We start from the raw sequence: 13,722 nt of genomic DNA, 5'->3' as shown, positions 1-13,722 counted from the left end.
TGGTGGTGGGGTGTGGTGTTTGTTTATTGGATAGTGGTTGCGAGCATCTTTAGCAAAAAGCTGTTTTGTTTAGCGTTTTGTTGAGTGTGTTTTTTTGTGTTTGTAAGTGTTTAAGGGCACATGGTGGATGCCTTGGCATCAGGAGCCGATGAAGGACGTGGGAGGCTGCGATATGCCTCGGGGAGCTGCCAACCGAGCGTGGATCCGAGGATGTCCGAATGGGGAAACCCGGCACGAGTGATGTCGTGTCACCCGTATCTGAATACATAGGGTGCGGGAGGGAACGCGGGGAAGTGAAACATCTCAGTACCCGTAGGAAAAGAAAACAATAGTGATTCCGTGAGTAGTGGCGAGCGAAAGCGGAGGATGGCTAAACCGTGCGCATGTGATACCCGGCGGGGGTTGTGTGTGTGGTGTTGTGGGGTTTGTGTTCTCTGGTCCGCCGATCAGGGCTGCAGTAGTGGCGTGTTAGTCGAAGTGGCCTGGGATGGTCTGCCGTAGACGGTGAGAGCCCGGTAGGTGAAAACATGTCATCTGTAGTCACGAATACCCGAGTAGCAGCGGGCCCGTGGAATCTGCTGTGAATCTGCCGAGACCACTCGGTAAGCCTGAATACTTCCTGATGACCGATAGCGGATTAGTACCGTGAGGGAATGGTGAAAAGTACCCCGGGAGGGGAGTGAAAGAGTACCTGAAACCGTGTGCCTACAAGCCGTCAGAGCCTTCCCTTTTGGGTGGGGTGATGGCGTGCCTTTTGAAGAATGAGCCTGCGAGTCAGGGACATGTCGCGAGGTTAACCCGTGTGGGGTAGCCGCAGCGAAAGCGAGTCTGAATAGGGCGTATCCATCGTGAGGTGGTGTAGTGGTGTGTTCTGGACCCGAAGCGGAGTGATCTACCCATGGCCAGGGTGAAGCGCGGGTAAGACCGCGTGGAGGCCCGAACCCACTTAGGTTGAAGACTGAGGGGATGAGTTGTGGGTAGGGGTGAAAGGCCAATCAAACTCCGTGATAGCTGGTTCTCCCCGAAATGCATTTAGGTGCAGCGTTGCGTGTTTCTTACCGGAGGTAGAGCTACTGGATGGCCGATGGGCCCTACTAGGTTACTGACGTCAGCCAAACTCCGAATGCCGGTAAGGCAAAGCGTGGCAGTGAGACGGCGGGGGATAAGCTCCGTGCGTCGAGAGGGAAACAGCCCAGATCGCCGGCTAAGGCCCCTAAGCGTGTGCTAAGTGGAAAAGGATGTGCAGTCGCATAGACAACCAGGAGGTTGGCTTAGAAGCAGCCACCCTTGAAAGAGTGCGTAATAGCTCACTGGTCAAGTGATTGTGCGCCGATAATGTAGCGGGGCTCAAGCACACCGCCGAAGCCGCGGCAACAACTTTTGTTGTTGGGTAGGGGAGCGTCCTGCATCCAGTGAAGCCACCTAGTGATGGTGTGGTGGAGGGTGTGGGAGTGAGAATGCAGGCATGAGTAGCGATAAGGCAAGTGAGAACCTTGCCCGCCGAAAGACCAAGGGTTCCTGGGCCAGGCCAGTCCGCCCAGGGTGAGTCGGGACCTAAGGCGAGGCCGACAGGCGTAGTCGATGGACAACGGGTTGATATTCCCGTACCCGTGTGTGCGCGCCCATGACGAATCCATTCTGCTAACCGTCCAAAAGGCGGCATATCTGCGACCTTCGGGTCAATGAGTGTCGCCGGCTGCACGGGACCCGGATGGGTAGTAGTCAAGCGATGGGGTGACGCAGGAAGGTAGCCGTACCAGTCAGTGGTAATACTGGGGCAAGCCCGTAGGCAGTCAGATAGGTAAATCCGTCTGGCATATATGCCGAGAGGTGATGCATAACCGGATGAGGTGAATTCGGTGATCCTATGCTGCCGAGAAAAGCCTCTAGCGAGCTCACACACGGCCCGTACCCCAAACCAACACAGGTGGTCAGGTAGAGAATACCAAGGCGTACGAGAGAACTATGGTTAAGGAACTCGGCAAAATACCCCCGTAACTTCGGGAGAAGGGGGGCCCACACACCGTCATGGCCCACGCGGCCGGCAGCGGGAGTGGGTCGCAGAAACCAGTGAGAAGCGACTGTTTACTAAAAACACAGGTCCGTGCGAAGTCGCAAGACGATGTATACGGACTGACGCCTGCCCGGTGCTGGAAGGTTAAGAGGACCCGTTAACCGTTAAAAGTGAAGCGGAGAATTTAAGCCCCAGTAAACGGCGGTGGTAACTATAACCATCCTAAGGTAGCGAAATTCCTTGTCGGGTAAGTTCCGACCTGCACGAATGGCGTAACGACTTCTCAACTGTCTCAACCATAGACTCGGCGAAATTGCACTACGAGTAAAGATGCTCGTTACGCGCGGCAGGACGAAAAGACCCCGGGACCTTCACTATAGCTTGGTATTGATGTTCGGTACGGTTTGTGTAGGATAGGTGGGAGACTGTGAAACAATTACGCCAGTAATTGCGGAGTCGTTGTTGAAATACCACTCTGATCGTATTGGACCTCTAACCTCGAACCGTCTATCCGGTTCAGGAACAGTGCCTGGTGGGTAGTTTAACTGGGGCGGTTGCCTCCCAAAATGTAACGGAGGCGCCCAAAGGTTCCCTCAACCTGGACGGCAATCAGGTGTTGAGTGCAAGTGCACAAGGGAGCTTGACTGCAAGACTGACACGTCAAGCAGGGACGAAAGTCGGGACTAGTGATCCGGCACCCCCGAGTGGAAGGGGTGTCGCTCAACGGATAAAAGGTACCCCGGGGATAACAGGCTGATCTTCCCCAAGAGTCCATATCGACGGGATGGTTTGGCACCTCGATGTCGGCTCGTCGCATCCTGGGGCTGGAGCAGGTCCCAAGGGTTGGGCTGTTCGCCCATTAAAGCGGCACGCGAGCTGGGTTTAGAACGTCGTGAGACAGTTCGGTCTCTATCCGCCGCGCGCGTCAGAAGCTTGAGGAAACCTGTCCCTAGTACGAGAGGACCGGGACGGACGAACCTCTGGTCCACCAGTTGTCCCACCAGGGGCACCGCTGGATAGCCACGTTCGGACAGGATAACCGCTGAAAGCATCTAAGCGGGAAACCCCCTCCAAGACCAGGCTTCTCACCCATTCAAGTGGGATAAGGCCCCCCGCAGACCACGGGATCAATAGACCAGACCTACACAACCAGCAATGGTTTCAGGGAACTGGCACTAACCGGCCGAAAACTTACACACACGCAACCACAACCCAATGCCACGCAAACCACTGCACCCCACCACCAAAAACACAACCACACATTTCACACCCCAGAAACGGGTGAATAAAGTTACGGCGGTAATAGCGACAGGGAAACGCCCGGACCCATCCCGAACCCGGAAGCTAAGCCTGCCAGCGCCGATGATACTACCCACCCGGGTGGAAAAGTAGGACACCGCCGAACACAACATAGAGAAATGCCCCCCGATTTACATCGGGGGGCATTTCCATTTCTACACAAACATCAACCATTCTTCGACAACTGGAAATTGTGGTGGTTCCCGGACTCATCCCGCATTTCTCCTGCGAGGGAGTCGTTGTCAATTGTTGTCGTGATTGATCCGAAAGTCTCGGTCCAGCTATTTCCGTCACGATGTAGATCGAAATCGCGCTTGGCGCCTGTCACCACGTGTTTGCAATCGGCTCCGCAGCTACTCACCACCCATGTCGAGGTCGCACCGGCTTTCAGCACAGCGGATTCAGTTGCGGTGTTCGTGTATGTCCCATCGGTCAGCTCCGCCGACGCGGGTGCGGCAAAGCCCACAGCCGTACCGGTTGCCAACAGGGCCAGTACCAGGCGATTCCTCATCATCACAGTTGCCTCCAGTTCAGTCACGCGCGGTCGGCAGTCCGCCGCCTGGGGGGCACGCTAATGAGCGAAGACGAGCGTCGATATAGGGAATTCCCTGGTATTCGCGCACGGCACGTCGAGGATCGAAAGAGCATCACTGGGAGCGCTCGGTGCCGGGTCAGGTGAACCGATCATCGTTGCATTCAGATCTCGGAGGTCGCGGTAGCGCAACGCCGAGGTCGCAAACAGTTATCCGATCGTGATACAAATGAGACAAAAGTACCCTACCGTTATCAAAGTGACATCCGTGCTCCATGTGCATGGAGTGCTGACGGAGGGGAGCTCTGCATGACCGCGAACTACAAGGCCGGCCTTTTGGGCAGGTCAAGCAAGGTGCGCAAGAATCCGGGAACCGAGCGGACCGCGTGGGACACGGTGGAGATCGTGGCGACGTCGGTGGTGCGCCCCGTTATCGTCACCGCGGCCGTCTTCGGCGCCGTCCTGGGATCGATCCCGGCGGCACACGCGGACTCGGCCGGCGATGCGATGGCGCCGGTACTCAATGGCGTGGGCATCGGCAACAACGGCCCGGTCAGCGGGGCGATTGCTCAGATGGGTCAGTCCATTTGCCCCATGTTGGTCAAACCGGGTGGCAGCCTGGCGAGTGGGGCGGCTCAGGTGACGGGTCACGGCGGTCTGGAAGCGCCCATGGCCGGCTTCTTGGCGCAGATGGCGATCCAGTCGCAATGTCCCGGGTGGATAAACTCGGTCGCCAACGGCAACATGCCGTTCCCGCTTCCCGGGGCCGGCGGCCCTGGCTTGCCGATCGGCCTTCCGGGAGCGCCGGCGCCTGGTTTGCCGCTCGGAATGCCCGGCGCCCCAGTCCCGCGACCATTCCCCGGGTTCTAGGCTCAGTCGAACAAAGGCAGCGTCGAGGCGCTGCGGCGCATCTCCAGTGCTAGCAGCGATCGTTTCCGATCTAGGCCGCCGCCGTACCCGGTGAGGCCGCCGTTGGCACCGATCACGCGGTGGCACGGAACGATGATCGCAATCGGGTTGTGGCCGTTGGCAAGTCCGACCGCGCGAGCCGAGCCCGGGGCGCCGATCTGCTCGGCGATGTCACCGTACGACCGGGTTTCGCCGAACGGGATGGTCAACAGCGCATGCCACACGCGACGCTGGAAGTCCGTGCCCCGCAGGTCGAGGTCGACGTCGAAGTCGGTCAGGCTGCCGGCGAAATACGCGTCGAGTTGGTCGACGACGTCGCCGAACGCGGCGGCGTCCGCCGACCAATCGGAGCGGTCCGGCTCGTAGGTCTGATCGACCATGCGCAGGTTGCTGAGCACCCCGTCGCGACCGGCCAACGTCAGTAGTCCGATCGGGCTCTCGATCGTGCGGTAGCGGATCACGCGGTCTCCTTGGCGGGCCATTCGTTCACAGAGTGCTCGAGCGTTGTCCACAGATGCTGTGTCGCGTAGGAGCGCCAGGGACGCCACTGCTCGCTTCGGGTGGTGAGCGCGCGGTGATCCGTGGGCAGGCCCAATTGCTCTGCTGCCACGCGTAATCCGAGGTCGCTGGCGGGGAAGGCGTCGGGATCGCCGAGTGCGCGCATCGCGATGACCTCCGCGGTCCACGGCCCGATTCCGGGGAGCGCCAAGAGATGGCTGCGGGCGGCCTCCCAGTCACAACCGGGGTCGAGCACAACGCTGCGCTCGGCCAGTGCGGCGATCAGGGTGGTGACCGTCCGCCGCCGGGTGGTCGGCACGGCAAGGTGAACTGGATCGATGTCGCTGAGTTGCTCGACGGATGGAAAGGTATGCGTCAGGGCGCCATTGGCGTCCTGCATCGGGTCCCCGTAGGCCGTCACCAGTCTGCTTGCGTGGGTTCGCGCCGCCTTCATGGACACCTGCTGGCCCAGTACCGTGCGCACGGCGAGTTCGGCCTCGTCGACGGTGCGCGGAATGCGTTGTCCCGGAGCCTTTGCCACCACCGGTGCCAACGTCGCATCGGAGCTCAGGACGTCGATGACCGCGTCCGGATCGGCGTCGAGGTCCAGCAGTCGCCGGCAGCGCGATATCGCCGATGTCAGGTCGCGAAAGTCGTCGAGTACCAGGACGCATCGGACGTGATCGGGAGCCGGTGCGAGACTTGCGATTCCGTTGCCGAACGGCAGTCGCAGGGTGCGCCGGTACGCGCCGTCGCGAACCTCCTCGCAACCGGGAACGACGCTGGCCGCCAGGTGGCCGAACACGCCCTCGTAGGCGAACGGAGTCCGGACCGGCAAGCGCAGCGAGACGGTTCCGGGGGAGCGGATGCCGGCGGCGTCGCGGCGACTGGCCGCTCGGCGGCGCAACTCGGTGGGCGTCGTGTCACACACCAGACGCACCGTGTCGTTGAACTGGCGGATACTGGAAAACCCTGCGGCGAAGGCGATGTCGCCGAACGGAAGGTCGGTCGTCTCGATCAGGATCCGCGCGGTCTGGGTACGTTGCGCACGGGCGAGAGCGAGCGGACCGGCGCCGGTCTCCTGTTGCAGGAGTCGCTGAAGCTGGCGAGTGGTGTAGCCGAGGCGGCTGGACAGCCCCGCGACGCCCTCGCGGTCGACCGTGCCGTCAGCGATCAGACGCACGGCCCTGGCGACCAGGTCGTCGCGAATGTTCCACTCCGGCGATCCCGGCGACGCGTCCGGGCGACACCGCTTGCACGCCCGGTAGCCGGCCCGTTGCGCCGCCGCGGCGGTCGGGTAGAACCGCATGTTGCGCGCGAACGGTGGCCGCACTGGACAACTGGGACGGCAATAGATCCCGGTGGTCCGGACGGCGGTGACGAACCATCCGTCGAACCGCGCGTCCTTGGATTGGACGGCCCGGTAACAGCGGTCGAAGTCTTCGTGCACGACTCGACTTTTACACCCGACGACCGACATTTCTAGCGGAAAAGCGACATCGTCGTCCCACGCAGAAGGCCCCCGTCGTTGTAGGATCTCAAACTTCTTGTCATATTCTCAGGTGGCGTGTCATATCGATGTCATATGTGACATGAAAGTGAGACGGTCTGAGTCCACCCGTCGGAGGTAATCCAAGCCGTCGAGGCCTCACAGCTGAGCTCGGCGCTGGGTCGGTCAGCCACTGCTCGAGCCCCCAAGCTTGGGTTTAACTGTGCTGTAGGGCCAGTCGGCGGCCAGCAGCACTTGTTATCGAGTCGGCTTGTGCCGGTCTAGGCCCGGGGCACGGGGAGTCCATCGGAGCCCTATTTGGGGCGCCTCCTGGACCACTCAAGTTTTACCGCTGCCGGAGAATTTACCTGTGGTGGTAATTCTCTTGTACTGCAGCGCTATTCGATGTGTGCCGGCTGTTGACTCAGGTCTCCGGCCGAGCGCATGATCAGCAAATCGGCTGGGCTTGTTGCAGTCGTCTCCGCTGTTCATCGAGGACAGGGAAGGGGTTGATACCGAACGGCGAACGAATCACCTGTCGCGTTCGATTCGCCCGAGAATACCCAACAAAGACTGAAAGCCGGGCTGCCACCCGGCTTCCAGAATAAAGAGTTCGCTGACTCCTAATCACCCCTTGGAGGGGATGTGTCTATTCCAACGCGCGCACAAGCCAATGTCAACAGTTTGTTCGATGTCCCGAGAATTAGTCGCACCTCGAACGGTTCACTCGCCCAACAATTCTGCGATGCATCAGTCCTGCACTCGGCCAACTGCCTACTTCGCTCGCTTTTTGGGGGATGGTCCTGATGGCCGCCCTGGTCGCGAACGCGTTGTTCGATAAAGCGACGGCGTTCGTTCGAGGTCCAGATGGGGTTCTTGAGGTCGACCCCAGTTGCCTGACCGAGACACTTCTGTCTGCAGCGAGTCCGTGGCGGACCTTCCGTTCGTATAAGGGCAAGATGCACTACTCAGGAAGCTACTACTCGATCACCGACGGCGGAGCCATCATCTACGAGTCACGTCTGGAGTTGGCTCGCGCAATGCTGGCGGACTTTTCACCCGAAGTCCGCCGGATCTGTGCTCAGCCGTGCTCGCTGCGAACGCGCGTTGACGGCCGATTAACCCGCCACACACCGGATTTCATATTTTTCGGTACGAAAGGGCTCACGCTCTGCGTGGTCAAACCAGCATCTCTGCTCGACGAGCCAAAAATCGCAGCGACGATCGCGTGGGTCCGCGGCATCGCCGAAGACACAGGCTGGGGGTTCGAGGTATTCAGCGAGCCAGACCCGGTTGTCTTGGGAAATGTTCGGTTCTTCGCCGGCTACCGACGTCCCGGCGGAATACGTCCCTTGCTCCTAACCGAGTTGCGGTCCCGCAAACTCGCGGGCCGCACGTTCGGCGGGGCGGTCAGAGCTGTCGACGCCCCGCCTCCGTGTGCCAGGGCCGCGCTGCTACACCTGTTGTGGCGCCAGGAGTTACGAATCGACCTGCGTCGACCACTGCGATACTCGACTGTCCTACTTGCAGGAGCGCGGTCGTGAGCGCCGAGCGCATACCGGTGAAGGCGGGCACGCGTTTCATCCATGACGGTGAAATCCTCACGATCACCTCAACGGCGGGCACCGTCTACGGGATGGAGGTCGTCGCAACCGGCGGCGACCGGGTGCACCGCATGACCCTCGATGAGGTGCTCGACCACACCCGCTCACGGTTCATCCCTGTCGATGGTGTCACCGGCTTGACGGAGGAGGACGAGATGGCGGCTCTGATCCTTGCTCAGTTGTCTGAAGCCGAGCTGTCGACTATGCGGCTACGTGTCGAGCACGTCCGTGAAGTACTTTGTGGATATCGTTCGGGCAGTGAGGAATTGAAGCGTTCAGACGAACCGCGTCGCGACTTCGAACCGACTTTGCCGCTGGAGGCGCGGTACAAGGCGAAGGCGGCTGAACTGGGCGTCACCGACCGGACGATCAAGCGGTGGACCTCCGATTATCTGCGGTTCGGCGAAGCCGGTGTGGCATCAAGCCGCTCGGTTAGTCAACCCCGGCTCGATGAGCGCTGGGTCGCTGAAGCGTTGGAGGTGATGATTTCCTACACCGACCTGTCTCGGCCGACTCGCTCCGCGGTCATCAATAAGGCTCGGCGCGCGTGCGAGGCCCGTTACGGAGTCGGCGGTGTGAGGCTGCCGTCGCGGGCGACCGCCTATCGAGCGTTGTCCTTGATGGAGCATCGGCATCCGCTATTTCGGTTGAGTACCAAACGTAATCGCGACATCGCTGGGCGGCTTCCTCAGCCTTACGGAAAGCTTCGGCCTACGCGTCCAGGAGAGATTGTCTATCTCGATACGACCCGCTTGGACGTGTTCGCGCTCGACCCGGCGACGTTGTGTTGGGTCAACTGCGAACTCACCGTGGCGCTCGATGCCTATACACGATGCGTGCTGGCGCTTCGGTTGACTCCGTCGACCAAATCGATCGACGTCGCTTCGGTGCTGTATCAGTGCTTTCGCCCGCGCCCGGCTCATCCGGACTGGCCACCCCATGCGGTGTGGCCAGATCACGGCATTCCACGTCAGGTCGTCCTCGACATCGATGCGATCGAGGGGCCAATGGCGCCGGCGAGCGGCCCGGCGGTGGTACCGGAAACCATCGTTGTCGATCACGGCAAGGTCTACGTGGGGGAGGACACCACCAGTGTGTGTGCCCGGCTTGGTATTTCGATCCAACCGGCCCGCATCCGTGAGCCGCGCGACAAGGCGCCGGTGGAACGATTCTTCAGGACAATCCGCGAGAGTCTGCTGCAGTACCTGGACGGCTACAAGGGGCCTGATGTGCATTCGCGCGGTCTCGACGTGGAGGCGTCGGCGTTCTATTACATCGATGAACTCGAAGACATCATCCGGGAATGGGTCGCCACGATCTACCACCATCGGCGTCATCGGGGCGTGCTCGAGCCGGAGTTGGCATCGGCACCGATGTCTCCAGCGATGATGTACGAACACGGGTTGAATCGCGCCGGCTATATCGAGGCGCCCAGCGATCCGCAACTGGCTTACCAGTTTTTGAAGGTGGTCGCCCGCACGATCCAGCACTACGGAGTGGAACTGGACAACCGCATATACAGCGGCGCCGTGCTGATGAAATGGGCTGGGCGCGTGAGTCCCTACACCGGGCGCTTCAAAGGCAAATGGCCGATCTACGTCGATCCTGACGACGTCCGCAACGTGTATTTTCACGATCACGACGATCACAGCTGGCATGCCTTGAAGTGGGAGCATGCCGAGGGGTTGGATGCGCCACTCAGTGATGAAGCGCTAAAACACATGCGGACCAAAGCTGCTAAGAAGTATCGCTTCGTCGACGATGTCTTGGCCCTCGACGAGCTACTGACACGCTGGCATGTGGATTCAAATTCCAGCGCTGTGGACCGAAGGGTCGCGTTGAACCTGGCCCGCGAAGAAGTGCCCCTCAGTCAGAATGCCCAGCCGACGGATGCTCAGCAGGTATCCGAAATGCGCTCCATCGCAGAACGATTCGAGACGTCAACCGACTCACTCGGCGATATCGAATCTTGCGAAACCGAACCCAGCGACGACGACAGCGACGCCGAACTCGACGCCGATTACGAGCCGTCCTCGGACGACGAATACTACAAAGACGCCTTGGAGGACCTGTGACGACAACATCACGGCCACCACATCCACCACATCAGACGTATGCTCGGCCGGATTCGGCCCCGCTGAAGCTCAGTTTGACCCGGAAGGAAGACTGGGAGGCGTTTGTCTACGCCACCGACCGTAACGAACCGGAACGTTTGTCGTGCAGGGAAATTGGTGCCTTGTCAACGAAAGCACTCGCGCAGTACAACAAGAGGCGGCGCGTGTGGCACGCCAACCTCGGTCCGTTCGATACCCCGCAATGCACGCTGTTACACGAACAGCTCTGGGACATTCTGGACAGCAATCTGCAAGACGGCCAAAAAGTACGGATTGCGATCGCCGTCGATGCATTTCCGGGCCTCGGTAAAACGACTGCGATGCTAGAGCTGGCCAAAGCATTTCACCTTCGAGAGATCGATGCCGAAGGCCCGCGGACCGACGACGGTGACGAGCGATGGCCGGTGTGCTGGTTGCCACTCACGGGCAGACCCACTCTACTGGGGCTGAACCGTTCAATGCTGTTCTTCTATGCACATCCAGGGTCACGTCGCGGCCAGAGCGACGATTTTCTGGAGCGCGCCCTCGACGTCATGAAAAGGTGCGAGACAAGACTTCTGGTCATCGACGATTTGCATTTCCTGCGATTCCCATCCACGAACAGCATCGAACTCAGCAATCACTTCAAGCGCATCGCCAACACCTTCAACCTCACGATAATCTTCGTCGGTGTGGGGCTCGCCGAGAGTGGACTGCTCACCGAAGGACGTCCACCAGACACGGGGCTCGAAGTCATTGACCACAAGCGGTCCTCGGGCGACCGGAAACTCAGATCTGCAGTGCCTAGCCAAACCGCCCGTCGCACAACCCCGTTCACCATGAATCCCTTTCTTGTGAACTCGCAGGAGGGGCGCCGAAACTGGCGCAATTTGTTGCTGGCCATCGAAAAGAAGCTGGTCCTTGCCAACACTGGCCGCGGCATGCTGGCCGACGCCTTGCCCGACTACCTCTACGAACGATCGACTGGCCACATCGGATCTTTGATGTCGCTCATCAACGTCGGGTGTTCACGCGCGATCCGCACCGGGCGAGAAGAGTTGACCAGGGAACTGCTGGAGTCGGTCAAGATTGACGGCGCTGCCGAAGCGGCCCGCAAGCAAGTCGCCGCAGCGATCCGCAACGGCGACCTGCGTGCCCGGATGACGTGATACGCAGTCTGCCGATTCGGCTCGAGCCGCGGCCGGGGGAGAGCGCCACCTCCTGGCTGTGCGCCTTGGCGTACCGCAATTGTGTGACCTGGCAACAGATCCTGGCCGCGGTCGGGCTGTACCGGCGACGGAACGACACCCGCAGGTTGCGATGGGCGGCGCGACTGCATCCACACGAAATCCAGAACCTTGCTACCGCAACGGGACTGACCGCCGAGGCGTTAACGGCGATGACGCTGGCCCGTTTTGACGGAATCGGCCTGACCACCGGCCGCCGCCCACCCCGCAAAGATCTCGGTGCGCTGCGCGCATGTCACAACCCGTGGCGCTACTGCCCGCACTGTCTGTCTGACTCTGGTGGACGCTGGCAGGTTCAGTGGGCGTTGGGGTTCTCATTCGCGTGCATTGAGCACAAGAGCCTGCTCGCGGACTTCTGCCCGGACTGCGGCCGCGTTCCCCAACGCCGCGCACCATTGGCCCATGCGATACCCAACCTCAGCGCCTGCGGACAGGCCAGTGCAAACCATACTCGCGGCCGCCGTTGTGGGGCAGACCTGACTGATGTGCCTCGTATCGCCCAGCCTGCCGGCAGCGACGTGATCCGCGCCCAACGCGTGGTCAATTCTGTCATCGCAGACTCCGCAACGCATTTCCGTCTCTACCGACAACGACCAGCGTCCGCGGCGGCGGTGCTGGCCGATCTTCGCGCGATCGGTAATCAGGCGCTCGCGTTGGGGGTGTATCGAAGCCCGCCGGCGCACTTTCGGGCCGCAAATCCCCGCGGGGAAACCCACTACCAGTCCCAAGCCACGGCGGCCGCGCTCACTGCCGCCGTACACATTCTCGACCTGCCAGATATCGACACCGCCGGAGCACGTCTGACCGCCCTGGCCGAGCAGGCACGCCCATCGACACGGCGCACCCAAACGAAATGGACAACGATGCGACTCGAGGCGACAACCTCGACGCTGACCGCATTGCGCATATCGGCGGCACGACATTCCCTCAGTCCCAGTGATCAACTTCGTTTCCGCGCGTTCACCTCTCGCCCACACCGACCCGCCCGCCCAGAGGCGGTGCTGGCGAAGGTGACCCGCGCCCTGCCAAGTCAACTATGGGGTGACTGGGTCAGAGACCTGTGCCCGCAGGAGGACACCAGCGATATCGTTCGCGGCGCGCTGTCCTGCGCGGTGACATTAGTGGGCACGCAGGCACCACTCAGATCGATCACAGCCCTACTGGGCATCGACGACAGCGCGTCATCGGTGTGGAAAACGTTGCGGCATTTGGAATCCGACAGCGACTGGACCCGGATCGCGCTCGGCGTGACCAGACTGGCCGATCACATCGCGACACACCCCGTTGTCATCGATTATCACCGGCGCCGCCGCTTGACCTACGACTTCGTGCTGACACCGACGCAATGCGAGCGCCTGCACGAGATCACCGCACACGCACGGCCAGTGGACGTCGCCGTCGTCAAATGTGTGCTGTTCGAGCGCCTGAGCGGCCAACCGATCCGCTACGCTCCGTGGTACCGCGACCACCATGACTTCCACGGTGCATGCCGCCACATTGGCGACGGCCCTTCAGCCGAGGTTCGACTACTACTGGACGAGATCGCCCTCGCCTATCTTGCGGGATGCGGGATTGCCGAACCGATTACCGCGTGCCCGGAGTTGGCACCGCCCGACTAGCGACACCCGCGGCCGGCACGCCGCGCTGCGGCGCCACACGCGAGTACTCGTGCCTACTTGGAGTCAGTCGGCAACAGGTCGCCGATCTCGACACCGAGCGCGTCGGCTAGATCGTAGAGGCGATCGAAGAGCAAGCTGCGCTGACCGTTTTCCAGCCACAGCAGGCTGTTGCGACTCATGCCCGCTGCCGCCGCCAACTGTTCCTGGGTCAACCCACGCTCATAGCGCAACAGCCGTACCCGCAGCCCCACCGCCACGCGCCGCCGCTCCCACAACCGGGCACGCTTAGCGGTGATCTTTCCGGGGCGTGGAGGCACCCTTTAAGTAGTCAACAAGTCGAGCCAAAAGTCTGCTCAACGAATTGAGCGAAATGTACTACTGAAGGCACTTTTAGTGCTACTCGTTGTACATAAAGTGC

At 60.9% G+C, this 13,722-nt stretch carries 9 protein-coding genes and 2 rRNA genes; 7 read left to right on the top strand and 4 right to left on the bottom strand.

What is annotated here, in order from left to right; translation table 11 throughout:
* Positions 1-100 precede the first annotated feature (100 nt).
* Positions 101-3,213, top strand: a 23S ribosomal RNA gene (locus PT015_RS10230).
* 93 nt (positions 3,214-3,306) lie between these two features.
* Positions 3,307-3,419: ribosomal RNA gene (rrf, locus tag PT015_RS10225) — 5S ribosomal RNA — on the top strand.
* A 60-nt stretch (positions 3,420-3,479) separates the two neighbouring features.
* On the opposite strand, the gene PT015_RS10220 is transcribed toward rrf, so the two are convergent.
* Entirely contained in the window at positions 3,480-3,851 is a 372-nt protein-coding gene (locus PT015_RS10220; RefSeq protein WP_285190499.1) for a hypothetical protein, read from the bottom strand.
* Positions 3,852-4,154: 303 nt separating this feature from the next.
* Here PT015_RS10220 and PT015_RS10215 point away from each other — a divergent pair, with 303 nt between their 5' ends.
* The gene (locus PT015_RS10215; RefSeq protein ID WP_285190498.1) at positions 4,155-4,715 is read left to right on the top strand and encodes a hypothetical protein; all 561 of its coding nucleotides are present in this window, start codon (positions 4,155-4,157) and stop codon (positions 4,713-4,715) included.
* A 2-nt stretch (positions 4,716-4,717) separates the two neighbouring features.
* On the opposite strand, the gene PT015_RS10210 is transcribed toward PT015_RS10215, so the two are convergent.
* Entirely contained in the window at positions 4,718-5,215 is a 498-nt protein-coding gene (locus tag PT015_RS10210) for a methylated-DNA--[protein]-cysteine S-methyltransferase (protein WP_285191040.1), read from the bottom strand.
* The gene (locus PT015_RS10205) at positions 5,212-6,702 is read right to left on the bottom strand and encodes a DNA-3-methyladenine glycosylase 2 family protein (RefSeq protein ID WP_285190497.1); all 1,491 of its coding nucleotides are present in this window, start codon (positions 6,700-6,702) and stop codon (positions 5,212-5,214) included. The genes PT015_RS10210 and PT015_RS10205 overlap by 4 nt, the downstream gene beginning before the upstream one ends.
* Positions 6,703-7,547: 845 nt before the next feature.
* On the opposite strand from PT015_RS10205, the gene PT015_RS10200 reads away from it, so the two are divergent.
* From PT015_RS10200 to PT015_RS10185, 4 genes are all read left to right on the top strand, one after another.
* Positions 7,548-8,285: a TnsA-like heteromeric transposase endonuclease subunit gene (locus tag PT015_RS10200; RefSeq protein WP_285190496.1), complete on the top strand. Its 738-nt coding sequence runs from the start codon at positions 7,548-7,550 to the stop codon at positions 8,283-8,285.
* Positions 8,282-10,420, top strand: coding sequence for a Mu transposase C-terminal domain-containing protein (locus PT015_RS10195; RefSeq protein ID WP_285190495.1), 2,139 nt, complete (start codon positions 8,282-8,284; stop codon positions 10,418-10,420). Before PT015_RS10200 ends, PT015_RS10195 begins: the two co-directional genes overlap by 4 nt.
* Positions 10,421-10,482: 62 nt before the next feature.
* The gene (locus tag PT015_RS10190) at positions 10,483-11,607 is read left to right on the top strand and encodes an AAA family ATPase (RefSeq protein ID WP_390888013.1); all 1,125 of its coding nucleotides are present in this window, start codon (positions 10,483-10,485) and stop codon (positions 11,605-11,607) included.
* Positions 11,604-13,304, top strand: coding sequence for a TniQ family protein (locus PT015_RS10185; RefSeq protein ID WP_285190493.1), 1,701 nt, complete (start codon positions 11,604-11,606; stop codon positions 13,302-13,304). Before PT015_RS10190 ends, PT015_RS10185 begins: the two co-directional genes overlap by 4 nt.
* Positions 13,305-13,357: 53 nt before the next feature.
* On the opposite strand, the gene PT015_RS10180 is transcribed toward PT015_RS10185, so the two are convergent.
* On the bottom strand, positions 13,358-13,621 hold the full coding sequence (locus PT015_RS10180) for a helix-turn-helix domain-containing protein (protein ID WP_285190492.1): 264 nt from the start codon (positions 13,619-13,621) through the stop codon (positions 13,358-13,360).
* Between the last annotated feature and the right edge of the window lie 101 nt (positions 13,622-13,722).

It is taken from the genome of Candidatus Mycobacterium wuenschmannii (assembly GCF_030252325.1).
GTDB lineage: Bacteria > Actinomycetota > Actinomycetes > Mycobacteriales > Mycobacteriaceae > Mycobacterium > Mycobacterium wuenschmannii.
This window is presented reverse-complemented; position numbering and strand designations above follow the sequence as displayed.